Below are 22,067 nucleotides of genomic sequence, written 5' to 3'. Positions count from 1 at the left end.
TCTGTCCCCGTACAACGTCGCCTTCCTGAGGTGAGGAAGGCTGTCCAGGGCCTCAGCTGCTCGGATGAGCAGCATCCCTTTCGACCGGGGATCGGCTGTGCTTGCCGGGCCGAGCGTGGGTGCGAGCACAGGGTCGGCCGACGTTTGAGCAGGCCATCGCCTAACGGCAGGGATGCCAATCTCGCCTGCCGCCATGCCGAGAGACCCGCAGCCGGTGGCCCACTGCTCCCCACAGCCGGCCAGCAACGTCCGCATGAGTCCCGAGGGCCTCACGTACGCACATCGAGATCGCATCCACCGCGAACACGGAGAAGCACATGTCCATTCCAGACCCATGTCCCGACCACGGCCGGCGAACCCGAATACCGGGCCGGGTGCGCCGCGCGCTGATAAGGGTGACAGTGGCCGCGACGGCCGTTGCTGTCGTGCTCGGTGGCGGCACAGCGACGGCCGCCTCCGCGCCGACGCATCCTGCCGACCGCGGGAGCGCCGTCGCGGAAGACACCATCACGACCAAGATGGCCACAGTGCGGGTGACGGAACTGGTCACCAAAACACCGGACCGAGCGGGCAACGTCACCGTGCGACTGGCCGACGGGAGGACCATTCCCATCCCGGCGGCCAACACGGAACTTGTGATGCGCCGCGCCGCTCAGCAGGCCAAGACCCGTCCCATGGGCACCGGCGACATCACATGCGGCATCGCCTGGATCAGGCTCAAGGAGAAGTCCAACAAGCACCCGGTCGCCATTGAGACCGGGTTCGACCTGGACAAATTGGAAGCCATCGACTTCACCTGGTTCGCCACCATCAAGGGGCCGAACTACTCCTACGAGTACAGCACTCGCGGGACCCCCCTCTACGGCGACAGCTGGGAAGGCAGCTATCAGAGCGACAAGGACCAGGCCGAGGGAACCTACACGGCCATGGTCGACCGCTCCACCATCGTGTTGACCAACGGCGCAGTCTGCACCAACGTGGAGACGGCAAAGGTCACGCGGAGCCTCACCAAGCCGAAGGCCGCATGCCTGAAGATGATGCAGGCCAATTCCGGCGACGGATGGATCCTCAACAGCACCCAACCGGTCCCGCACCGCAACCAGACCGACCCGACCAGCCCGGCCGGGACCAGGGCAGCCGGAGCGCAGGCCTGCCTGCGGAAGAAGCTCGGCGACGGCAGCGCGGCTTCGCCGGCTGTGGGGGACATCACCGGCTGGCTGGACGCGATGCAGTTCGTCGCCGCGAACTCGCCCGGAACCACGATCGCCCGATGTCACCTGATCGCCAACACCCTCGGCGGAAAAGGGCAGGTACTGGACGGCGGGCAGAACAACCTCGTCCCCTGCTGGCAGGTCGGGATGAACACCGGAACGCCCAGCATGCGGACCTACGAGAAGCAGGTGAAGGACGCAGTCGAGGCGGCCACCATGGGCCCGGATGATGCGGTCTACTACCAGGTGACACCCCTCTACAAGGACAGCGCCAGCACGATCCCCACGGGTGTCGCCATGAGCGCTGCGGTTCACCGGGCGGACGGAACGCAGAGTCTGCTGCCCATCACCGGCGTCACCAACACCCAGGGGACCACTGGACGGCTCAACCTCGGCAACTGATTCCAACCCGTTGATGCCTACGAGAGCCAGCATGAGTGGCCCACCCCGCCGCGGCCGTTTGACGTCACGGAGTCTTCCCTCAACTGGCCCCTATGGCACGCACAGCGACCTGGTTGCCGCGGCCGGGTCCCCGTGGGTGCGCGGCACCTCCGTCGACGGCGGGCAGCCGCTGTGGCCCGCCGACGAGCCGTGGCGGGGCGCCGTGAGGTGATCCCCTGAGAAGGGCAGGAGAAACCGCTCGGGGAGTCTGATCCAGTTCGCCGTGATGAGCTTGGCTGTCTTCGATGACGACCTTGACGGCCGGCGTCGGGCCAATCCCGAACTGGCCGTCACTCGAACCGGTTCGCTGGAGTCCTTCGTCTGTGCCTCCAGCTTCCTGGAATGTCGACTCGGTACTTCGCGGTCCTGACCGGTCCGAAGGCCGCCGCCGCAGCCCGTCGAGCACACCGTCCAAGAACATAGCGGCATCCACGGTGCACCCACCTTCCTGAACGCGCACGGAACCAGGGGTCCCGAGCGGGGCACCTCCCACGCTCGGGATCTCGACCAGCCCATGGCATGGCAGCTACTCCGCCGTCGCCAACACCTTCACGAACGGCGACCCCTGACCAATACGGATTCGTCAGTTCCAGAGTGCTGAGCCGGGCCGGGGGCGATGAGAGCCGTCCCCGGCCGACCAACTCCTCGAAGAAGCCCGCCACCAGATCGAGGTCACTGAAGATGAACTCGCCGAGGCCAAGCGCCGTTTCCCGGATCAGCCATCTACTTCAACGGCAGCGCAGCCTCCGGACTCGGTCTGGTGACCCCTGGGATCACCAGCGTGCGGGCCTGGGCTCCGTAGAAATGGGCGTCTGGTACGGCGTCCAGCCACAATGGTGGGCCCCTCTTGAACGGGATGCGCGGCATCGCTTCGGCACCGATCTCAAGCACTCGTACGACAAGGGCCGGCTGACCTATCGCCTGACCGGCCTCGACGTGATCGGCGAAGCCACGCCAGTACCCGTCACCATCTGCTTCTTCGCCGATCCGTGCTACCCCACCTTCGGGCAGCTCCCACAGGACTTCCCACGCGTCTTCGCCAACCCCGGCGCAGCATCGAAGCACCGCTACAACACGGACGGCGCCATGTGTCTCTGGTATCCGTACGACCCCGGGGAGCACCGATGGACGAGTTCGAAGGGTCTCCTCCATCTGTTCGAGATCGTCCGGACCCATCTGTTCCTGGAACACTGCTGGCGCCTCACCGGCGGAGAGAACGGCGGTCAGTGGCTCGTCGAGGACGCACCACACGGCCTGCCGGGGAGTAGCGCGTGGAAACCGCCTTCTTCATCTCGGCTGCGGCGCAGGCGAGCGGCTGGACGTGGGCAGGCACAGACCACCGCACTGATCGTTCCCGTCATTGCATTGGGCGGCGTCTACGTCACGTACGCGCTGAATCACCGGGCGCTGCGACGCGAGCGCCGCTCCAAGACGTTCGCCGAAGCGCTGACGGCGGTCGAGGAGTATCTGCAGATGCCGTACCGCATCCGCCGACGGCCGTATTCGCCGGACATCCACCGCGAGCTGACCGATGCGGCCAGCGCCCTCCTCGCACGGATGGCCTTCCACCACGCCTGGCTCCAGATCGAAGCCTCCGCGGTCGCCGAACCGTACGCCGCGCTCGTCGCAGCCGCCCGCTCCGAGGCCGGCGGCCACATGAGCGAGGCGTGGCAGCAGCCGCCGATCGACACCGACAGCGGCATGAGCCTCGGCGCGGCCTACTCCCGTGACCGGTCGAGCGCCGCCCGCGCTCTCTGCATCGAAGCCATGCGACGAAACCTCTGACAAGCGCGCGTAGGCGGGTGCTCTGAAGTGGGTGTCGGAGGGCTGTCGTAGCCCTTCATCTCACCGAAACAACTGCCCTCCATCGAGTTCTTGCGAGCCTGTGCGTCCGTGGGCAACTGCCACCTCGACTGGGCCCTTGTTTGTGCGACCGCGCTTCTGTGCCCGACCCGGGTCCTGCCTCTGCATGGAGCCCTGCCCGTCGGGGATCAGTGGCGAATGTCCGGGTTCAACGCTGCGTAGTCAGCGCCGATCCAGCACGGGAGTCAGCACCGTGGGGTCAGAGCATGCCGAATCGGGGCATTCTTGATGGGCGGGATTTTGGGGTCGCGGGAGGGCTCGTCGGGGCGTCTTCGTCGTGGGGTGGGGGGTGCGCACATGTGCTGGGGTTGAAGTGTGGTGACGGGCTACATGTGCCGTTGACCTGGGCGTTCCTATGGTGTGGCGACACGCACACGTCCCCTCCCCCATCCGGAAGTGGTACTCATGGCCGCCTCTGCCCCGTCGTCAGCCAGTCCTGGGAACATCAAGAGAATCGTCGCGGCGAGTCTCATCGGGACCACCATCGAGTGGTACGACTTCTTCCTCTACGGCACCGCCGCCGCGCTGGTGTTCAACAAGCTGTTCTTCCCGACCAGTGATCCGCTCACCGGGACGCTGATCGCGTTCATCACCTACGCCATCGGGTTCCTGGCGAGGCCGCTCGGCGGGGTGGTGTTCGGGCACTTCGGGGACAGGGTCGGGCGCAAGAAGCTCCTGGTGCTCAGCCTGCTCATGATGGGCGGGGCCACCTTCGCCATGGGGCTGCTGCCCACGTACGCGAGCATCGGCGTCGGGGCTCCCGTCCTGCTCACCGTCCTGCGGCTGGTGCAGGGGTTCGCGCTCGGCGGGGAGTGGGGCGGGGCCGTGCTGATCGTCTCCGAACACGGCGGGGCCGAGCACCGGGGGTTCTGGGCGTCCTGGCCGCAGTCCGGTGCGCCGGGCGGGAACCTGCTGGCGACCGGGGTGCTCGCCCTGCTCGCCGGGGTGCAGTCCGACGCGGCGTTCCTGGCCTGGGGCTGGCGCGTGCCCTTCCTCCTGTCCGGCGTCCTGGTGGTCGTCGGTCTGTGGATCCGGCTGTCCGTCTCCGAATCCCCGGTGTTCCTCGCCGCGCGGGCCGCCCGGCAGGGGCGTGAGGAGGACGCGCCCGTCGTCCAGGTGTTCCGGCGCGGCTGGCGTCAGGTGCTGACCGCGATCGGCACCCGGTTCGGCGAGAACATCTCCTACTACGTGCTGACCTCCTTCCTCCTCGTGTACGTCACCGTGCACTTGGGGCTGGCCAAGAGCACCGCACTGAACGCCGTCCTCATCGGCTCGGCCGTCCACTTCGTCACCATCCCGGCCTGGGGCGCGCTCTCGGACCGGATCGGCCGGCGGCCGGTGACGCTGATCGGGGCGGCCGGCATGGCCCTGTGGGCGTTCGCGTTCTTCGCCCTGGTCGACTCGAAGTCCTTCGCCGTCATCACCCTCGCCGTCACCGCCGGACTGCTCCTGCACGGCGCCATGTACGGGCCCCAAGCCGCCTTCATCTCCGAGATGTTCGACACCGACGTCCGCTACTCCGGCGCCTCGATGGGCTCGCAGCTGGCCTCGATCGTCGCCGGGGCGCTGGCTCCGCTCATCGCCGTCGAGCTCCTCAAGGACTACGGCTCCTCCGTCCCCGTTTCCCTCTACCTCTGTGCGGCCGCCCTGGTGACCACGCTCACCGTCGCGTTCGCCCGCGAGACCCGCGGCCGGGACCTCACCCGGGCCCGAGTCGAGTCGCCCTCCGGGGGTCGGGCGGCTCCGCTGCCGGCCGCCGTCGACCACCCCGCCTGATCCCGGCCCTGCGGCCACGGGAGAATGCCGCCATGACCTCCCCGCGGGAATCCGCCCTGCTCGAACTGCTCGAACTGCTGCGCCGCGGCGCTCCGGTCGAGCAGTTCGACCGGCCCGCCGCCGACGCCCGCTCCGCCGGGGCGGGCCCCGCCGAGCAGGCCCTCGTGGAGGAGGCCACGCGGGTGGCCCTGGACATCCGGCGTACGCTCGACCAGCACCGGCGGCGCGAGGCCGAGCTCACCGCCCTGTTCGACACGGCCGGCGACCTCGCCGCCCTGCGCGAGCTCGACGCGGTGCTGCGGGCCATCGTCCACCGGGCCCGCATGCTGCTCGGCACCGACGTCGCGTACCTGACCCTCAACGACCCGGCCGCCGGCGATACGTTCATGCGCGTCACCGACGGCTCGGTGTCGGCCGCCTTCCAGCAGCTGCGGCTCGGCATGGGCGAAGGGCTCGGCGGTCTGGTCGCCCAGACCGCCCGCCCGTACGCCAGCGCCGACTACCGCGCCGACGACCGCTTCCGGCATACGGACACCATCGACAACGGGGTCCGCGAGGAGGGCCTGCGCGGCATCCTCGGCGTCCCGCTGCGCGTGGGGACCCGCGTGATCGGGGTGCTGTACGCCGCCGACCGGGCGGTCCGCGACTTCGCGCCCGACGCGGTCGCGCTGCTCTCCTCCCTCGCCGACCACGCCGCCGTCGCCATCGACAGCGCGCGGCTGCTCGAAGAGACCCGGACGGCCCTCGTCGAACTGGGGGTCGCCACCGAGACCGCCCGCGCCCAGAGCGAGGCGACGCGGCTCGCCGCCGAGACCCACGACCGGCTCACCCGCCTCGTGCTGCGCGGCGGTGACGTGGCCGACGTCGCCCGTGAGGTCGCCGCCCTGCTGGGCGGCAGTCTGGTCGTGCACGACGCCGACGGCGCCGAGCTCGCGCGGGTCGGTACGGATACGGCGGTCCCGCCCGCGGGCCCGCCGGCCCACGCCCTCGCGGCCTCGCGCTCCGGCGGCCGCGCCGTCGCCGTGGACGGCGCATGGGTCTGCGCGGTCCTCGCCGGGCCGGAACTCCTGGGCAGCATCACCCTCGGCGGGCGCGGCGGCGGCCTGCCCGACACCGAGCGGCGGCTGTTCGAGCGGACCGGCCTGGTCACGGCGCTGCTGCTCCTGCTGCGTCGGTCCATCGCCCACGCCGAGGACCGGGTCCGCGGCGAACTGCTCGGCGACCTGCTGGCTCCGGCGGCCCCCGGACGCGTCCGGGACACCGGCAGCCAGGCGATCCGGGCCCGCAAGCTGGGGTTCGACCTCGCCCGCCCGCACGCCCTGGTGGTGCTGCACTGCGACCCCGCGCTGCGCTCCCGGCTGGCGGCGGAGGCCGCGCGCCACGCGCGCGCCCGCGACGGGCTGGCCGGGGTCCACGAGGGCCGCGTCGTCCTCCTCGCCGCTACGGACGACCCGGGCCCGCTCGCCCGCTCGCTCGCCGCCGAGCTCGGCCAGGCCCTGGGTGCCCCGGTGACCGCGGGCTCCGCGGGGCCCGCCGCCGGTCCGGAGGGGCTGCCGGGCGTGTACGCCGAGGCGCTGCGCTGCCTGGAGGCCCTGCACGCCCTCGGCCACACCGGCGGCGGGGCCGGCCTGCCCGACCTGGGCTTCCTCGGGGTGCTCCTCGGTGACGGGGCGGACCTGGGCGCCTACGTGGACCGGGTGTTGGGGCCCGTCGTCACGTACGACGCGCAGCGCGGAACGGAACTGGTCCGCACCCTGGAGGCGTACTTCGCGCACGGTTCCAGCCTGGCCCGCACCAAGGACGTCCTCCACGTGCACGTCAACACGGTGGTGCAGCGCCTCGACCGGGTCCGCCAGGTCCTCGGCGAGGACTGGAACACCCCGGCCGGGGCGCTGGAGATCCAACTCGCCCTGCGGATCCTGCGGGTGGCGGCGGGGCCGCGGCCCACCTCGGTGCCGCCCTCCCCGGCGTCCCGTCATCCGACCTCGCGGTGAGAGGCCCACGCCCCGAGGGTGAAGTCCTGCCCCTGGCGGCGGACTTCGACCGCTCCCGTCCCGCCGAAATGGGCCGGGACGAGCAACTCTGCCCGGTCGGCGGCACGTTCGAGGATGCGCCGACGGCTGGCGGCGGCCTGCGCCGGGTCCATGCAGAAGCAGCTGTTGCAGGCGGGGTGCAGGATCTGCACGGGGCTGTGCAGCAGGTCGCCGACGAAGACGGCCCGGTCGGCTCCGGAGGCGAGCCGCACCACGGAGGATCCGGGGGTGTGCCCGGGAGCGGACTCCAGGGTGAGGTGCTCGTCGATGCGGTGCGCGCCGTCCCAGAGCACCACCTGCCCGGCGCGGTGGACGGGCGCGATGCTGTCCTCGTAGATCAGCCGGTCGTCCTCCCGTGCTCCGCCGCCGTAGCCGTTGTCCGGCCCGAAGTGGTGGTCGTCCGCGGCCGGGACGAGGTACTGGGCGTTCGGGAAGGCGGGCACCCAACCCCCCTCCTGCGCAACGGTGTTCCAACCGACGTGGTCACCGTGGACGTGGGTGTTGACGACGATGTCCACGTCCTGCGGCCGGACGCCGGCGGCCCGCTCCAGCTCCCCGAGGAAGTCCCCCTCCCGCTGGTGGAAGAGCGGGGAGCCGGGCCGCTCCCGCCCGTTGCCCACCCCCGTGTCGACCAGGATGACCTTCCCGGCGCTGCGCAGGACCCAGGTCTGGAGGGCGAGCACCGCCCGGTCGCCGTCGACCTCCCAGTGGTCCGGTGACAGCCAGTCCTCGTTCTCCTTCCACACCTCGGCCCCGACCTCGGGCACGAGGCCGCGCGTGGGCCCGAGCGGCCCCTGCCACTCGACGACCCGGGTGATCTCGACATCACCCAGCATGATGCCCTGCCTGTTCCGACCGCCCTGGCCGCTGCGACTGCTCCGACTGCTCCGACTGCTCCGACTGCTCTGACTGTTCCGACTGCTCTCGCTGTTCATGACGTCGAGTCTACGAAGGGCAGTTGAGCCCCTCAATGTCTGTTCGGCTCATGAAGATACGCAGCCGTCTCACCTGTTGCGCCTGCGGATAATCTGGTCCCATGGATGTGGTGAGCGACGCCATCGCGGCCGTACGGATCGGGCAGCCCTCCTCCAGCCGGTTCAGGGTGAGCGGGAGTTGGTGCGTGCGCCTCGCACCGTACGAGGGCGCCGGCTTCCACGTGGTGCTGGAGGGCGGCTGCTGGCTGCTGCCCGACGGTGGCGGTGCGCCGGTGTCCCTCGGCGCCGGCGACGCGGTGTTGTTGCCGCACGGTACGGGGCACGTGATCGCCGACTCCCCCGCCGACGCGGCGACCGTGGCGCGGGCCCTTCCGTTCGAGCCGGCGCCCGGGGCAGCGGCGCCGGGCCGCGCCGGAGATTCGGTCGGCGGCGCGGTGGAGATGCTGTGCGGCAAGTACCGGCTCGATCGCAGCCGCGTCCACCCGCTCATGCTGGAGCTGCCGAGGGTGGTCCACCTGCCGAACCGGATCGGTTCCCACCCCGAACTCCGGGCGGCCATCTCGCTCTTGGGCGGTGAACTGGGCGGGCAGCGGCCCGGGGCGTGCATGGCGGTGCCGAGCCTGCTCGATCTCCTGCTCGTCTACATGATCCGCTCCTGGATGGCCGAAGGGCCGGGCGGGGCCTGGTCCGCCGTACTGGGTGATCCGGTCGCGGCCGCCGCCCTGCGGGCGCTGCACTCGGATCCGGCCGCGCCCTGGACGAACGAGCGCCTCGCCGCCGAGGCGGGCGTCTCCCGGCCCACGCTGGCACGCCGGTTCACCGCGCTGGTCGGCCGCCCGCCGATGGCGTACCTGACGTGGTGGCGGCTGACGTACGCGGCCACCCTGCTCCGGGACACGCCGGATTCCCTGGCCTCGATCGCGCGCCGGGTCGGCTACGGCACGCCGTACGCCTTCTCGCACGCCTTCAACAGGGAGTTCGGGACGACGCCGGGCCGCTACCGGGCGGGTGCGGCGAAGGCCTCGTGAACAAAGGGCCCGGCGCGACGGCAGGGCGCCCGCGAGCGGCGGGGGCGGGTCGCCGCCGCCGCTCGGGGCGCTCAGGGACCGGCCACCCGCTCAGCGGCGGACCGGGCACTGCTTCCAGGAGAAGTGGTACACGGAGTTGATGCTGCCGTCCGTGGAGTCGACGGTCATGTAGCTCGTCTTGTTCTTGTCGGAGGTCCCGACCTCCGCGCGCAGCTCGGTGTTGATGTTGAAGTTGCGCTGTTCGCCGCAGGGGGCGAAGACCAGGGCCTCGATGCCGGTCGTGTCGGTCACCTGCCAGTTGTCGGCGAGCGCACCATGGAACTGGTGGGACCGGTTGGCGGTCTGGCTCATGCCCTGGAAGTAGTAGCTGGCCTTCTGGGTACCGACCGCGCCGGGCTGCAGGTCGGCGTAGCCCCGGTAGTCCACGTGGGACACCGCGTACGTGTAGCCCTGCGGTACGTGTACGAGGAGGGAGAGCAGACAGTTCTTGCGGCCTTCGGTGGCGGCGACCCCGCCACCGGCCGAGGCCAGGTACTCGCTGTAGGTGACGGTGAAGGCCGAGTTGTCGGAGGCGACGGCGACGGCGGCGCTGCCGGGGCGGCAGCCCGAGCCGTTGACGGAGGCGACGTCGACGGTCACCCGGCCCGGGGGTGCTGCGGCAGTGGTGGCGGTGGCCCCGGCCGATGGGGAGAGCGTGACGAGGCATCCGGTCACGGCCGCGGCGGCCAGTGCGGCGCGAGCCTTGCGGGTGGTGCGAAGTGGCTTGATCACGTCGCCATGGATAGCCGCCGCGGGGGGCCGTACGGCCGCTCCGGGTACGCAGTCTCACCCGGTCGGACGGGCCGGTTCACCGGAGAAACGATTCAGCGCGCCGATCCCGGCGGCCGAATGGCCCGCACCTTCCGTCACCGCCCGCCTCGGCCGTGCCGTTCCTCACTAATAGTCCCGTATTTCTTATGATGGGCATCCCGCCGACGGAGGAGAGCCCATGCCCGGTCCGCCCGGCCCACCCCGCCCGCCCGGCCCGTCCGGCCCGCTCGGTACGCCCCTACGGCGGTCCGCCGCGCTGCTGTCCGCGTGCCTGACCGTGGCCGCCGCCCTCGCATCCCTCACCGCGGCCGCCTCACCCGCCTTCGCGGCGGCCACCCCCGCGCACGTATCCCCGCCGGGTCACCACCACACCGACGACAGCGCGTTCACGGCCGGGGCCGACCCCGCCGACCCCGCCGAAGCCGCCGAAGCCGCCGTCATCGGCGAAGAGCACGCCCGGGAGCACGCCCAGCGGCGGAGCGCGGCCAAAGGCCCCAAGGAATACCCGCAGTCGAAGCGCACCGCGAGCCTGGCCGCCCTCACATCCTCGCAGCAGAAGACCAACGCCCCCTTCCAAGCGGCCCGGTTCGGCCGGTTCACGGAGTTCTTCCCCTCCCCCGACTTCGGCGTCCACACCGCGCTGCTGCCGACCGGCAAGGTGCTGCTCTTCTCCTTCGAACGCGTCGAGACCAACCCCACCAAGGAGACCGGGCCCACCGACCGGATCGGCCCGACGAACGCCGGCCGCGCGTACCTGTGGGACCCGGCCAAGGGCACCGGGGCCCGGGCGTTCAAGAAGGTGGAACCCCCGACCGTCCTGATGCCCGACGGTACGTACACCCCCCGCCCGGCCCCCTTCTTCTGCGCCGGGCACGCCTTCCTCCCCAACGGCATGGTCGGCGTCTTCGGCGGCAACACCGGCGGCAAGGGCGGCAGCGGCGCCAAGCTGTCCTTCGTGTTCGACCCGTGGACCGAAACCTGGTTCCGCAACAAGGACATGGCCGTCGGCCGCTGGTACCCCTCGGTCGTGACGGGGGCGGACGGACGCCAGATCATCATGTCCGGCCAGTCCGAGCGGGGTACGGGCACACCCACCCCGGTCGTGGAGCGCTTCCCCGCGCTGCGCCATCCCGTGCCCTGGCGGACGTACGACATCCCGGTCGGCCTCGCGGCGGAACGGCTCCGCGCGGACGCTCCCTTCCGCAACGACTACCCGCACCTCTTCTCGCTGCGCGACGGCATGGTCTACGGGCTCGGCCGCGACGCCGACCAGCAGTGGCTGTTCGACCCGGTCAAGGAGACCCGCTCCGATCTGCCGCGGCGGCCCGCCGATTTCAGGGGCTACGGTTCGGCCGTGCCGCTGCCCGCCGGGTTCCGCGGTCCGGACTCCGTGCTCGTGCTCGGCGGCGATCCGCGCGACCCGAACACCTACCGGCTGTCCGGCGGCAAGTGGACCACCGAGGAGCCGCGCGCCTTCGGCCGTACGCAGGACGACACGCTGATCCTGCCGGACGGCACGCTGTTGACGGTCAACGGCGCCCTGGACACCCGGAACTACGGGCACGGGCCGTTCAATCCGCAGGCCGACCTCTCGTACCGGCAGATCGAACTGCGCGACGCCCGGGGCCACTGGAAGCTCGGGCCGGCGCAGCGCCTGCCCCGCGGCTACCACTCCAACGCCCTTGTGCTGCCGGACGGCCGGATGATGGTGACCGGTGACGAGCTCCAGCAGATCGCCAACGACCCGGACATCAAGGACACGATGGACGGCAGCATCGAGCTCTACGAGCCCGCGTACCTGCACCGGGGCGGCAGCCGGCCCGCCCTGGACCGGGTTCCCGGGGGCGAGTTGGGCTACGGCGCCGCATTCGAGGTGGGCAGTTCCACGGCGGCCAAGGTCACCCGCGCCGCGCTCCTCGCACCGACCACCGTCACCCACGCCGTGAACACCAGCCAGCGCCACCTGGAACTCCCGATCACCGGCGTACGCGGATCCTCGATCGGGCTCCGGACGCCGCCGGGCGCGGCGGACGCCCCACCCGGGTACTACATGCTGTTCCTGCTCGACGCGAAGGGGGTGCCGAGCACGGCGAAGTGGGTCAAGCTCGGCAGCCGCCGGTAAGAGCGGCCGCCCGCCGCAGCGGCCGCCCGCCGCAGCGGCCTCCGGTAGGAGCGGCCGCCGGTGGACCCCTCGCCCGTCAGGGCCCCGGCGGCGGCTCGACCCGGGCCAGCCAGGCGGTGAGCAGCACCTCCAGCTCGGCTGCCTGCCGCGGGGTGAGGCCTTCGAGCAGGCTCCGCTCGTTCTCCATGTGCTCGGTGAACGCCCGGTCGATCAGCTCGCGCCCGGCCGGGGTCAGCGCGACCACGCGCCCCCGGCCGTCTGCGGCCGAGCGGCGGCGCGCGACGAGGCCGTCCCGTTCGAGGCGGTCGATGCGCTTGGTCATCGCACCCGTCGTGACCATGGTGTGCACCGCCAGCTCGCCGGGGGCCCTCTCGTACGGGGCCCCCGCGCGGCGCAGTGCGGCCAGTACGTCGAACTCCCCCTCGCTCAGGCCGTAGCGGCGGTAGACGAGGCAGAGCCGGTCCGTCAGGAGCAGCCCGAGCCGGTGCAGCCGCCCGATCACGCCCTGCGGGGACACGTCGACGTCCGGGCGCTCGCGCGCCCACTGTGCCTGGATGCGGGCGACATGGTCTGCGGGCGCAGGCACGCGCGCCCCCGTCCGCTCTTCGTTCGGTTCCGGTTCCTGCTTCACCGGACCAGCATACCTTCCATGGAAGGTATTATAGCTTCCATGGAAGCCAATCTCCGGTGGTCGCTGGTCACGGCGACAGCGCCGATCGCGTGGGGTACGAACTACTACGTCACACGGGAGTTCCTCCCCGACGGCCACCCCCTCTACGGCGCGGCCTTGCGGGCACTGCCCGCGGGCCTGCTGCTCCTGGCCGTCCGCCGGAAGCCGCCCCGCGGATCCTGGTGGTGGAAGTCCCTGCTGCTCGGCTTCCTCAACATGAGCGCGTTCTTCGCACTGATCTACGTGGCCGCGCAACGGCTGCCGACGAGCGCGGCCTCGACCGTCATGGCGACCGCGCCGCTGGTGATGATGCTGTTCGCCTGGGCGCTGATCGCCGAGCGGCCGGGGCCGCGCCGGCTGACGGGCGCCGGTCTCGGCGTGGCCGGGGTGTCCCTGACGCTGTTCACCGGGGCCGTGCCGATGGACCCGGTCGGCGTGCTGGCCTCTGTGGCCGCGATGGCGATGTCCTCGTTCGGCTACGTCCTGGCCAAGCGGTGGAGCGCGGAGGTCGACGTCCTCGCATCGACGGCGTGGCAGTTGCTGGGCGGCGGGCTCCTGCTGCTGCCGTTCGCCATCGCCGTGGAGGGATCGCCGCCGGCGCTCGACCTTCCCGAGCTGCTCGGATTCGCCTATGTCACGGTCGTCGCGACGGCGGTGTCCTTCGCGGCATGGTTCACCGGGCTGCGGCGGCTGCCGGCCGCGACGGTCGGCTTGCTCGGGCTGCTGAACCCGGTCACGGGCGTGCTGTTGGGTACGGCGATCGCCGGAGAAACACTCACCCTTCGACAGATCTGCGGACTCCTGCTGACCCTGACGGGCATCCTGCTCGGGCGGAAGGGAGGATTCCTCACAGCTCGTGACGGCAGGAATTCGGCACGTAGCGATAACATAAATTCCGGACTGAATTGCCGTCAATAAGGGTTTGGTACATATCTCGATTAGATAACGAGATCCCTAAAATGGCCTGGACCAATAACACCCTACGCGCGTAACTGGCCTTATTTTTAAGCAAGTTGACGGTTCATCAAATCAGGCCAGAAGGTAACGGTCTGATATCTCGGGCCCCATTCCAGTTTGTCCGAATTCTCCACCGCGTCGGTCTGGCAGGCTTCCGCGCACCCACTCCTCCCGACCAAGGATTTGAGGTGCGCATGACTAGACATCGCAGGAAGCCGCGCGAACACCGGCGCAAGCCCCGCAGGTTGATACTCCTCACCGCCGCCATGGCCACGGCGGCGGTGATAGCGGGCGGCATCGCCTACTCCGGGCTCGGCGACGACGCCCAGGCAGGGACGCCCGTACTGGCCGAGGCGGCCGCGGACTCCCTCACACCGGCCTCCGCACCGGCCCGTGACGCGGAGCCGGCACCCCTCGTGGGCGAGCCCGCCAGCGAGACCGCCAAGGGCATGGTCTTCGACGGACTCAAGGCCGCGCCGAAGGGCGACCGTTGCGTCGGCGTCTACCGCACGGAGGCCGGGCTCTGCACGCACGGCCCCGACGCCCCGCCCAAGGACGTCGACATCAAGGCCGACGTGGCCCCCGTCATCAAGACGAAGGCCCCGGCCGCCGACCCGGCCAAGCCCGATTCGGGCGACGCCGCCGCGGCCGAAGGCAGCGGGCGCCCTCAGGACGCGCCCGCAGCCGACGCCGGCTCCGCCAAGTCCGCCCCCGCCGCGGCGCCCTCGCCGGCGGCGGCCGGAGGCAGCAGCCAGGCCGTCGCGGCCGGTCCCGCCGGCCAGACCGTCCAGTGCGACGGCGACGGCAGCACCGGCAACCGCGTCCAGGTCGTGTACGTCCACGGCTCCGACCGCGACCGCTACTCCGAGTACCTCGCCTCGTTCCGCAAGTGGGCGGCCGACGCCGACCTCATCTACTCGACGAGTGCCCAGGAGACCGGCGGCGTCCGCCACATCCGCTTCGTCACGGCCGCGGACTGCACGCCGACGGTGCTCAACATCGAGCTCCCGGCCTCGGCGCTCTCCGAGTTCAGCGCGACCAACAACGCGCTCGCCGGCAAGGGCCTCGACCGCCGCGACCGCAAGTACATGATCTTCGCGGACACCCAGGTCTACTGCGGCATCGGCACCTTCGCGGGCGACGAGCGGCCCGGCCAGGACAACCAGAGCAACTTCGGTCCCTCGTACGGCCGTACGGACTCCGGCTGCTGGGGCGGCCACACCGCGGCGCACGAGCTCGGCCACAACCTCGGCGCGGTCAACAACAGCGCCCCCAACACCAGTCGCGGCGCCCACTGCACGGACGAGTGGGACGTCATGTGCTACTCGGACACCCCGTACTACCCGCAGATGCGCAACGTGTGCACCAACCAGGCCGCCGAGAACATCCTGGACTGCAACCACGACGACTACTTCCACACCAACCCCAAGGCGGGCAGCTACCTCGCCACGCACTGGAACATCGCGAACAACCAGTTCCTGATGAAGGCCAACGGCGGCGGCGGTGGCACCAACCCCGACCCGAACCCGAAGCCCACGCCGAGCCCCACGAAGAAGCCCACCCCGACGCCGACCAAGAAGCCCACGGGCGGCCCGAAGGTGACGGCGGCCCAGATCCAGTCGGACTCCGTCGTGGTGAGCTGGCCGAAGGTCGACGGGGCCGCGTGGTACCAGGTCCTGCTGAACGGCAAGCACCTGACCTGGGTCCAGTCGCAGGCCCTGCGCATCTACAACCTCAAGCCCGGCACGGAGTACAAGGTCGCCGTCTCGGTCCGCGACACCTCCGGCCGTGACAGCGGAGCCGGCTCCACCACGGCCTTCCGTACGAAGGGTGCGGGCGGCGGCACCACCACCCCCGGTGCCCGCTACACGCTCGGCAACGGCAGCACCGGCATGAACGCCGAGCTGTGGGGCGGCCGCAGCGCCGACGGCACGGTCCTCGTCGGAAGCCGCGCCAACGGCTACGCCCAGCAGCAGTGGCTCTTCGAGGACGCGGGCAGCGGGCTCGTCCGCCTCAAGTCCGCCGTCTCCGGCAAGTGCATGCAGGCGGGCGGCGCTCCGGCCGCCGGCATGTGGATCGCGCAGCAGCCCTGCGGCGGCAACTCCGCACAGCAGTGGAAGCTGTCGTCCCGCGGCGGCGGTGTGACCGTCACCGACGCGAGCGGCGGCTACGCCCTGACCGTCAGCAGCCGCCCGTACTACGGCGCCTGGCTGCTCGACCTCCAGCGCACGGACGGCCGCGCGTCCCAGGTGTGGACGGTCCAGAAGGCCGGCTGACCTTCCGGATCCGATCCCGCCCGCCGCCGGTGGACGGCCGCCCCCACGCGGCCGTCCACCGGCCCCCTCATCTCCCGCGCACCGCGGCTCATCCCCGCAGCGCAGCACCTCGCATCCCACCGCACCAGGAGCACCCAACGATGCGTACACGTCCCGCTTTCCCGGTCCGCAGCGGACTCGGCTTCCTGTTCCTGTTCCTCGCCCAGGCCCTGGCCGTGGCCGTTCCCATCGAAGCCCAGGCCCACGGCGACACCGTCAAGGTCGTGATCACCGGGCAGCGGGAAGGCCATGTCACCACCGAGATCACCTGGGAGAACGACGGGGACGCCATCGACGAGGCGGTCGCCGCGACGGTGAACTCGGCCAGCCCCGACGGCTCCCGCCTGATGGGGCCCTGGCGGCTGGTGCGCGACGCCGGGTCGCGTACCGGCTGGAGCACCGCCGAGGTGCTGCCGCCCGGGACGTGGAAGGTGAGCGTCGACGTGGGTTTCCCGTCGCTCGGGCACGGAGAGAAGGAGATCGCGGTCCCGGTGGTCGACCCGGCGCCGTCCGCGGCCACGCCGAGCGCGGCCGCCCCGTCCGGCGCCGCATCGCCCGACCCTTCGGGCGCTTCGGCTCCTCCCGCGTCCTCCGGGGCGGCTGCCCCGGCCCCTGCCGCTGAGAGCGAGGGCACGGACCGTACCGTCTGGTGGACCACGGCGGGTGTGGCCGTGATCGCCCTGGCCGGCGCAGCCGGCGGCGTACTGCTGCGCCGCGCCCGGGCCCGCAGGCTCTGAGGCCGAGGCCGGAACGGAAGCCGAAGGCGACGGCGACGGCGACGGCGAAGCCCAGGCCTGGGCTTCGGGGCGTCGTGGCCGAAGACGGTGGTACGACCTGACAGCCGAACGCGTCCGCGTTGACAGTGGAATCGGCCGTGCCGTTCATTCGGCGCATGCACCTCACCACCGCCGCCGCCGTACGCTCCACCCTCCGCGTCGTCCGCCCCTTCCACACCTTCGAGGGTGAGGGCTTCCCGGTCCGCCGGCCCTTCCCGCAGCCGGATTTGCCCCTGGTCGACCCCTTCCTGATGGTCGACCAGGTCGGCCCGCACCTGCTCGGCCCGGGCGAGGCCAAGGGCACGCCGCCGCACCCGCACCGCGGTTTCGAGACCATCCAGTACGTCATCGAAGGCCCCATGGAGGACGTCGACTCGGCGGGGCACGTGCGGGTCATGCACCCCGGCGAGGTGCAGTGGCTCACGGCCGGGTCGGGGCTGGTCCACCTCGCCCGCCCCGCCCCCGAACTGCTGGCCGGCGGCGGCCCGCAGCACCTGCTCCAGATCTGGGTTAACCTGCCGGCCCGGCTCAAGTCCACGCCGCCGCGCGTCCAGTACGGCTCCGCCCCCGGCGGCATTCCGCGGGTGGTCACCGAGGACGGCGGCGCCGAGCTCACCGTGATCGCCGGCAGCACCCACGGGGTGCGGGGACCCTTCGAGACCCACACCCCGGTGCTCGTCGTGCACGCCCGCCTCACGGCGGGCGGGCGGGCCGAGTTCACCGTCCCGACCGGGCACAGCGCCCTGCTGTACGTGCTGTCCGGGACGGCCGCCACCCCCGACGCCCGGCTCCCCGACGGCCACCTGGCCATCCTCGGCCGCGACGCGGAGCGGTTTGCGGTCCAGGCACCGGAGGGGGCGGCCGAGGTGCTGGTCCTGGCGGGCGAGCCGCTCGGGGAACCCGTGGCCCGCACCGGCCCGTTCGTCATGAACACCGCCGCCGAGATCCGGCAGGCCCAGATGGACTACCAGCACGGCCTGATGGGGCACATCGACGGCTGACGGGACGGGCGATCTCGGCCCCCGTCACGGCGAGCGCACCGCCGCAGCGGACCGTTTCACCGGGCCGGTCCGGCTGCCGCCGGGCGCGAACGACGGGCGGGAAATCCCGGTGCGCCGTGCCGTCCGGGCTGCCTACCCTGCCGGAATGAGTACTCGCACCTTCCGGATCACCGTCCGCGGCTCTTTCGACGGCCTCAGCGCCGAGCAGCGCGCGGAGCTGCTCGCCGCGGCGCCGGAGCACGACATGATGCGCTCGGCCTACACCACCGAGGGCCACCTCTCGTACGACATCGCCGTCGGCCCCTTCTTCACGTTCCGCTTCCTCGACTCGGGCGAGGCCGAGGAGGACATCCTCGACGCGACGGCCCGCGCCGAGCTCGCCGCCGAGAGCCGGCTCACCGAGCGCGGCTACGGTTTCAAGCGCCTCACGTCCCGCGCGCAGGACCTCTCGCTCGCCCCGCTGAGCAAGCGCCAGCGCCAGGCGGCTGCGCGCGGCGAGGCCTGAGCGCTCGGCTCGGTGACCCCCGCGCGGCCTGCGACAATCGGCCTTTCGAAACGATCGGGGGGGACGGCACCGCATGTACGGAGTCGGGAACACGAAGCGGCTGGGGCGAACGATGGGCCTCGTCATGGGCGCCGCCGCGCTGGTGGCGGGTACGGCGGGGTGCGGCGGATCCGGGAACGCGGCCGGGGCTGACAAGGCGGGCGCGCCGGCCGGCGGCGCCGTCGCGAGCCCGAGCGGCACACCGGGGCCCGGTCCGGAGCGGCTCAAGGCCCTGCTCGTCGCGGAGGGCGAGAAGTTCGGGCCGTACGAGGTCGGCGATCCGCTCCTCGACGAGCCCATGAGCGAGGACTACGAGGCGCAGCCGGCGCAGTGCCGTCCGCTGACCAGCCTCGGCAAGGCGGGTCACACGGCCCAGGCCTTCGCCAAGGCGGACGTGCCCGGCGAGTGGCAGGCGGTCGGCACCGAGATCCTGCTGCGCTCGTACCGGGACGCCGGGGCCGCGGCCGCCGCCGTGAAGTCCCTCGCGGACGCGGGCGTCCGGTGCGCCGGCGGCTATGCGGAGGACCGTGCGCTCGTCGAGGCGAAGGTGCTCAGGGTGGAGCCGGTCCAGGCGCCGGCGCTGGGCGACGAGGCGCGCTCGTACCGCATCGTGACGCAGGACGTGAAGGACCCGGGGATCTCGCTGTACAAGTACCTCACACTGATCCGCTCCGGGTCCGTGACGCTCGCGTTCCGCTCGGACGTCATCGACACCAAGGACTTCGGCGGGGTACCGCAGGAGATCGTCGCCGGACAGTGGGAGAAGTTCACGAAGGGCGCCGCGGCCCCCGCTTCCTAGGGGGTTGTCCGCAAAGTGGCGGCGTCCGCCCGCAGGGCGGGCCGGGACTTTGCGGACACCCCTGGGCCGACACCCCCTGCGGGTGCGCCGGCGCTGTGGCTCAGTCCTTGATCCCGGGGAAGCCGTAGTTGTGGACGGGGAAGACCTCGGGGCGGCCGCCCGTGCTCTGCCAGCCCTGGGCTTCCACGACGGGCATCAGCTTCTCCGCGAACACGTTCGCGTGCAGCTCGCTCTCCCACATGTCGTAGATGTCCAGGCCCTCGGGGCTCGCGACGCAGACGTGCGAGAGGCAGCCGTCGAACATGCCGGGGATCGACAGGAGCTCCGCGTGGAGGGCGTCGTACTGCTCCGCCGTGATGCCCGGGACGGTGGCGTGCATCAGGATCGCCATGGCAGGTCACTCCTCGCGTGCCGGGTCAGGCCCCTCCACCGCCGCCCGGTGGCGGCCCCTGTCCACGGGGACAGGACAGCACGCAAACGAGGGGACGGCATCCGCGAACGGTGCCGTCCCCTCGAAGGGCCAGGTCAGACGGTCTGGGCCGGCTCCGGCTCCGCCACCTTCGCGGGGGCCTCGGCGGGCGTGCCCGACTCGACGGTGCGCGGTCCGTGTGCTCCGCGCAGGCCGATCCAGCTGATCACCGCGACCAGGGCGAAGGCGACGGCCCCGATCCAGAAGGTGAGGGTGAACCCGGACTCGGCGGGCAGGGCCGGGACGCCGGCGGGCAGGTGCTCGATGGTCTTCGACGCCAGGATCGTGGTGACGATGGCGCTGCCGATCGCGCTGCCGGTGGAGCGGGAGATCGAGTTGATGCCGTTGGCGATGCCGCTCTGGTGGTGCGGGACGCTCGCCATGATGACGGCGGGCATGGCCGCGTAGCCGAAGCTGACGGCCGCGCCGACGATCAGACCGGCGCCGATCACCGAGAAGCTGTGGCCGTGGTCGAGCGCGAGCCAGCCGAAGCCGACCGCGCCGAGCCCGGCGGCGAGGCCCAGGGCCACGCGCGGTCCGCGGTGGCGGACCAGCTGGCCGCCGATGGGCGAGGCGAGCAGGGAGACGATCGCGCCGGGCAGCAGGAACTGGACGGAGGCGCGCAGGATGGAGGCGTCGAAGCCGTAGCCGGTGAGCTTCTGCGGCATCTGGACGAGGTACGAGACGCCCAGGAAGTTCGCGAACATGCCGAAGCCGACGAGGATGCCGGCCAGGTTGGCCATGAGAACCGGGCGGTGGACGAACATCCGCATGTCCACGAGCGGCTCGCTGACCTTGAGCTCCGTGAAGACCCAGACGGCGGTCATGACGGCGGCGCCGGCGAAGCTGCCCAGCGTACGGCCGGAGGTCCAGCCCCACTCGTGGCCCTGCGAGATGGGCAGCAGGAGCAGCAGGAGGGTGATGCCGAGGGTCAGCGCGCCGAGGAAGTCGGTACGGCCGCCGGTCTTGTGCCGGGTCGCGGGGACCAGGAACGCGACGGCGAGCAGGGCGAGGACCGCGAAGCCGGTCGCCATCCAGAAGGCGTTGCGGTAGTCGGCGTCGGAGCCGGAGGTGAGCAGGCCGGTGGCGACGAGCGCCAGGCCGCTGCCGAAGGCGAGGGTGCCGCTGACCAGGGCCATCGCGCCGGGGAGCTTCTGCGGGCGGACTTCCTCGCGCAGCACCGAGAGGGCGAGCGGGAAGATCGCGGTGGCGGCGCCCTGCAGGACGCGGCCGAGGATCAGCAGCGGGAGCGAGGTCGCGACGGCGGCGATGACGGAGCCGACGACCATGACGCCGAGGACCGCCACCAGCGTGGGCTTCTTGCCGTGCTGGTCGCCGAAGCGGCCGAGCAGCGGGGTGAAGACGGCGGCGGACAGCAGCGTGGCGGTGGTCACCCAGCTCACGTTGGCGGTCGAGGTGCCGAGGTCGGTGCGGATGAGGCCCAGGATCGGGACCGGCAGGGTCTGCATCATCGACACGACCATGGCGGCAAGGCTCAGGGCGAAGACGATGACCGTCTCGTTCCTGTTCTTGGCCTCGGCGGGGGCGGGGGCGGCGGTGCTCATGGCTGGCAGGACCTTCTTAGTGCTTCAGATCGCAGATGTTTGATGTCATCAAGTAACTCCGTCGACGGTAGACGTCGATAGTTAAAGTGGTCAAGTAAACAATTGACAATGTCAACCACCTGAGTACGCTCGACGGCATGAGCGCCAGCACCCGACCCGCCCCCACCAAGCTCGAACTTCTTGAGCTGCTCGCCGCCATCGGAACCGCCCAGTGGCGCGATTTCGCGGCCGCGGCGGCCCACTACGGCCTCACGTCCACCCAGGCCCGGGTCCTCGCCCAGCTGAACGGCCCGCTGCCGATGCGCGGCCTGGCCACCCTCCTGGTGTGTGACGCATCGAACGTCACCGGGATCGTGGACCGCCTGGAGGCCCGGGAGCTGGTGCGGCGCGAGCCCGACCCCTCCGACCGCCGCGTCAAGAACGTCGTGGCCACGGACGCCGGCCGCGAGATCATCCGCCGCGTGCGCGAGGAGATGCAGGCGACGCACGGCGCGCTGGACACCCTCGACGCGACCGAGAGCGCGACGCTCTACGCCCTGCTGGAGCGGCTGCGCCCGACCATGGAGAAGGACGCGACCTAGGGGGTGGCCGCGAAGTCCCGCCTGTCCCGCGGCGCCCGGCAGCCCGCCCTGCGGGCGGACGCCGCCACTTCGCGGACACCCCCTAGTGACCTGGTTTTGAGGTCGTGGGTCGCCACGTGAGGCGTCCCCTGTTTCAGATTGCGGTGTTCGCCCGCGGCAGAGCGGGGGTTC

The 22,067-nt window shown here is 71.4% G+C and carries 18 protein-coding genes; 13 read left to right on the top strand and 5 right to left on the bottom strand.

All coding sequences use genetic code 11. The annotated features are described in order from the left end of the window. Positions 1-374 precede the first annotated feature (374 nt). The 4 genes from AB0M92_RS35180 (at position 375) to AB0M92_RS35165 (ending at position 7,285) form a co-directional block, all read left to right on the top strand. Complete coding sequence (locus tag AB0M92_RS35180; RefSeq protein ID WP_366106423.1) at positions 375-1,613, top strand: DNA/RNA non-specific endonuclease; 1,239 nt, start codon at positions 375-377, stop codon at positions 1,611-1,613. 843 nt (positions 1,614-2,456) lie between these two features. Then, positions 2,457-3,437, top strand: a complete 981-nt coding sequence (locus AB0M92_RS35175; protein ID WP_366106422.1) for a hypothetical protein — start codon at positions 2,457-2,459, stop codon at positions 3,435-3,437. Positions 3,438-3,920: 483 nt separating this feature from the next. Next, the gene (locus AB0M92_RS35170; RefSeq protein ID WP_366106421.1) at positions 3,921-5,291 is read left to right on the top strand and encodes an MFS transporter; all 1,371 of its coding nucleotides are present in this window, start codon (positions 3,921-3,923) and stop codon (positions 5,289-5,291) included. Between the two features lie 32 nt (positions 5,292-5,323). Continuing rightward, the gene (locus tag AB0M92_RS35165) at positions 5,324-7,285 is read left to right on the top strand and encodes a helix-turn-helix domain-containing protein (RefSeq protein ID WP_366106420.1); all 1,962 of its coding nucleotides are present in this window, start codon (positions 5,324-5,326) and stop codon (positions 7,283-7,285) included. Here the strand turns inward: AB0M92_RS35165 and AB0M92_RS35160 are convergent. Then, positions 7,267-8,160, bottom strand: a complete 894-nt coding sequence (locus AB0M92_RS35160; protein WP_366106419.1) for an MBL fold metallo-hydrolase — start codon at positions 8,158-8,160, stop codon at positions 7,267-7,269. The two genes, AB0M92_RS35165 and AB0M92_RS35160, sit on opposite strands and share 19 nt — an antisense overlap. A 200-nt stretch (positions 8,161-8,360) precedes the next feature. Between AB0M92_RS35160 and AB0M92_RS35155 the strand changes: the two genes are divergently transcribed. Further along, positions 8,361-9,287, top strand: a complete 927-nt coding sequence (locus tag AB0M92_RS35155; protein ID WP_366106418.1) for an AraC family transcriptional regulator — start codon at positions 8,361-8,363, stop codon at positions 9,285-9,287. Positions 9,288-9,377: 90 nt separating this feature from the next. On the opposite strand, the gene AB0M92_RS35150 is transcribed toward AB0M92_RS35155, so the two are convergent. Continuing rightward, complete coding sequence (locus tag AB0M92_RS35150) at positions 9,378-10,058, bottom strand: DUF4360 domain-containing protein (RefSeq protein WP_366106417.1); 681 nt, start codon at positions 10,056-10,058, stop codon at positions 9,378-9,380. 217 nt (positions 10,059-10,275) lie between these two features. Between AB0M92_RS35150 and AB0M92_RS35145 the strand changes: the two genes are divergently transcribed. Further along, on the top strand, positions 10,276-12,219 hold the full coding sequence (locus AB0M92_RS35145) for a galactose oxidase-like domain-containing protein (RefSeq protein ID WP_366106416.1): 1,944 nt from the start codon (positions 10,276-10,278) through the stop codon (positions 12,217-12,219). 76 nt (positions 12,220-12,295) lie between these two features. On the opposite strand, the gene AB0M92_RS35140 is transcribed toward AB0M92_RS35145, so the two are convergent. Next, positions 12,296-12,805, bottom strand: a complete 510-nt coding sequence (locus AB0M92_RS35140; protein ID WP_366106445.1) for a MarR family transcriptional regulator — start codon at positions 12,803-12,805, stop codon at positions 12,296-12,298. Between the two features lie 84 nt (positions 12,806-12,889). On the opposite strand from AB0M92_RS35140, the gene AB0M92_RS35135 reads away from it, so the two are divergent. The 6 genes from AB0M92_RS35135 to AB0M92_RS35110 all read left to right on the top strand — a co-directional run bounded on the left by AB0M92_RS35135 (position 12,890) and on the right by AB0M92_RS35110 (position 19,281). Then, the gene (locus AB0M92_RS35135) at positions 12,890-13,807 is read left to right on the top strand and encodes an EamA family transporter (RefSeq protein ID WP_366106415.1); all 918 of its coding nucleotides are present in this window, start codon (positions 12,890-12,892) and stop codon (positions 13,805-13,807) included. A gap of 233 nt (positions 13,808-14,040) precedes the next feature. Then, positions 14,041-16,122: an RICIN domain-containing protein gene (locus AB0M92_RS35130; RefSeq protein WP_366106414.1), complete on the top strand. Its 2,082-nt coding sequence runs from the start codon at positions 14,041-14,043 to the stop codon at positions 16,120-16,122. Positions 16,123-16,262: 140 nt separating this feature from the next. Then, positions 16,263-16,898 (top strand): hypothetical protein, encoded by a 636-nt coding sequence (locus AB0M92_RS35125; RefSeq protein ID WP_366106413.1) that lies wholly within the window; start codon positions 16,263-16,265, stop codon positions 16,896-16,898. A 155-nt stretch (positions 16,899-17,053) separates the two neighbouring features. Next, on the top strand, positions 17,054-17,938 hold the full coding sequence (locus AB0M92_RS35120) for a pirin family protein (protein WP_366106412.1): 885 nt from the start codon (positions 17,054-17,056) through the stop codon (positions 17,936-17,938). Positions 17,939-18,083: 145 nt separating this feature from the next. Further along, positions 18,084-18,443, top strand: a complete 360-nt coding sequence (locus AB0M92_RS35115) for a DUF6204 family protein (protein ID WP_366106411.1) — start codon at positions 18,084-18,086, stop codon at positions 18,441-18,443. A 73-nt stretch (positions 18,444-18,516) separates the two neighbouring features. After that, positions 18,517-19,281, top strand: a complete 765-nt coding sequence (locus tag AB0M92_RS35110) for a hypothetical protein (protein ID WP_366106410.1) — start codon at positions 18,517-18,519, stop codon at positions 19,279-19,281. A gap of 100 nt (positions 19,282-19,381) precedes the next feature. Here AB0M92_RS35110 and AB0M92_RS35105 read toward each other — a convergent pair whose 3' ends face one another. Next, the gene (locus tag AB0M92_RS35105) at positions 19,382-19,672 is read right to left on the bottom strand and encodes a hypothetical protein (protein WP_366106409.1); all 291 of its coding nucleotides are present in this window, start codon (positions 19,670-19,672) and stop codon (positions 19,382-19,384) included. 134 nt (positions 19,673-19,806) lie between these two features. Continuing rightward, positions 19,807-21,315 (bottom strand): MFS transporter, encoded by a 1,509-nt coding sequence (locus AB0M92_RS35100; protein WP_366106408.1) that lies wholly within the window; start codon positions 21,313-21,315, stop codon positions 19,807-19,809. 137 nt (positions 21,316-21,452) lie between these two features. Between AB0M92_RS35100 and AB0M92_RS35095 the strand changes: the two genes are divergently transcribed. Continuing rightward, a complete protein-coding gene (locus tag AB0M92_RS35095) occupies positions 21,453-21,896 on the top strand; it encodes a MarR family transcriptional regulator (RefSeq protein ID WP_366106407.1) in 444 nt (147 codons plus the stop codon). Positions 21,897-22,067 lie beyond the last annotated feature (171 nt).

The organism is Streptomyces sp. NPDC051582 (genome assembly GCF_040681715.1).
GTDB lineage: Bacteria > Actinomycetota > Actinomycetes > Streptomycetales > Streptomycetaceae > Streptomyces.
Note: the sequence above shows the minus strand (reverse complement) of the source record. Positions and strands in the feature narration are given on the sequence as shown.

What these genes read in the sequence shown, in the direction of transcription:
- AB0M92_RS35175 (WP_366106422.1), top strand. Translation starts at nt 2,457, where the DNA reads ATGGGCGTCTGGTACGGCGTCCAGCCACAATGGTGGGCCCCTCTTGAA.
- AB0M92_RS35170 (WP_366106421.1), top strand. Translation starts at nt 3,921, where the DNA reads ATGGCCGCCTCTGCCCCGTCGTCAGCCAGTCCTGGGAACATCAAGAGA.
- AB0M92_RS35165 (WP_366106420.1), top strand. Translation starts at nt 5,324, where the DNA reads ATGACCTCCCCGCGGGAATCCGCCCTGCTCGAACTGCTCGAACTGCTG.
- AB0M92_RS35160 (WP_366106419.1), bottom strand. Translation starts at nt 8,160, where the DNA reads ATGCTGGGTGATGTCGAGATCACCCGGGTCGTCGAGTGGCAGGGGCCG.
- AB0M92_RS35155 (WP_366106418.1), top strand. Translation starts at nt 8,361, where the DNA reads ATGGATGTGGTGAGCGACGCCATCGCGGCCGTACGGATCGGGCAGCCC.
- AB0M92_RS35145 (WP_366106416.1), top strand. Translation starts at nt 10,276, where the DNA reads ATGCCCGGTCCGCCCGGCCCACCCCGCCCGCCCGGCCCGTCCGGCCCG.
- AB0M92_RS35135 (WP_366106415.1), top strand. Translation starts at nt 12,890, where the DNA reads ATGGAAGCCAATCTCCGGTGGTCGCTGGTCACGGCGACAGCGCCGATC.
- AB0M92_RS35130 (WP_366106414.1), top strand. Translation starts at nt 14,041, where the DNA reads ATGACTAGACATCGCAGGAAGCCGCGCGAACACCGGCGCAAGCCCCGC.
- AB0M92_RS35125 (WP_366106413.1), top strand. Translation starts at nt 16,263, where the DNA reads ATGCGTACACGTCCCGCTTTCCCGGTCCGCAGCGGACTCGGCTTCCTG.
- AB0M92_RS35120 (WP_366106412.1), top strand. Translation starts at nt 17,054, where the DNA reads ATGCACCTCACCACCGCCGCCGCCGTACGCTCCACCCTCCGCGTCGTC.
- AB0M92_RS35115 (WP_366106411.1), top strand. Translation starts at nt 18,084, where the DNA reads ATGAGTACTCGCACCTTCCGGATCACCGTCCGCGGCTCTTTCGACGGC.
- AB0M92_RS35110 (WP_366106410.1), top strand. Translation starts at nt 18,517, where the DNA reads ATGTACGGAGTCGGGAACACGAAGCGGCTGGGGCGAACGATGGGCCTC.
- AB0M92_RS35105 (WP_366106409.1), bottom strand. Translation starts at nt 19,672, where the DNA reads ATGGCGATCCTGATGCACGCCACCGTCCCGGGCATCACGGCGGAGCAG.
- AB0M92_RS35100 (WP_366106408.1), bottom strand. Translation starts at nt 21,315, where the DNA reads ATGAGCACCGCCGCCCCCGCCCCCGCCGAGGCCAAGAACAGGAACGAG.
- AB0M92_RS35095 (WP_366106407.1), top strand. Translation starts at nt 21,453, where the DNA reads ATGAGCGCCAGCACCCGACCCGCCCCCACCAAGCTCGAACTTCTTGAG.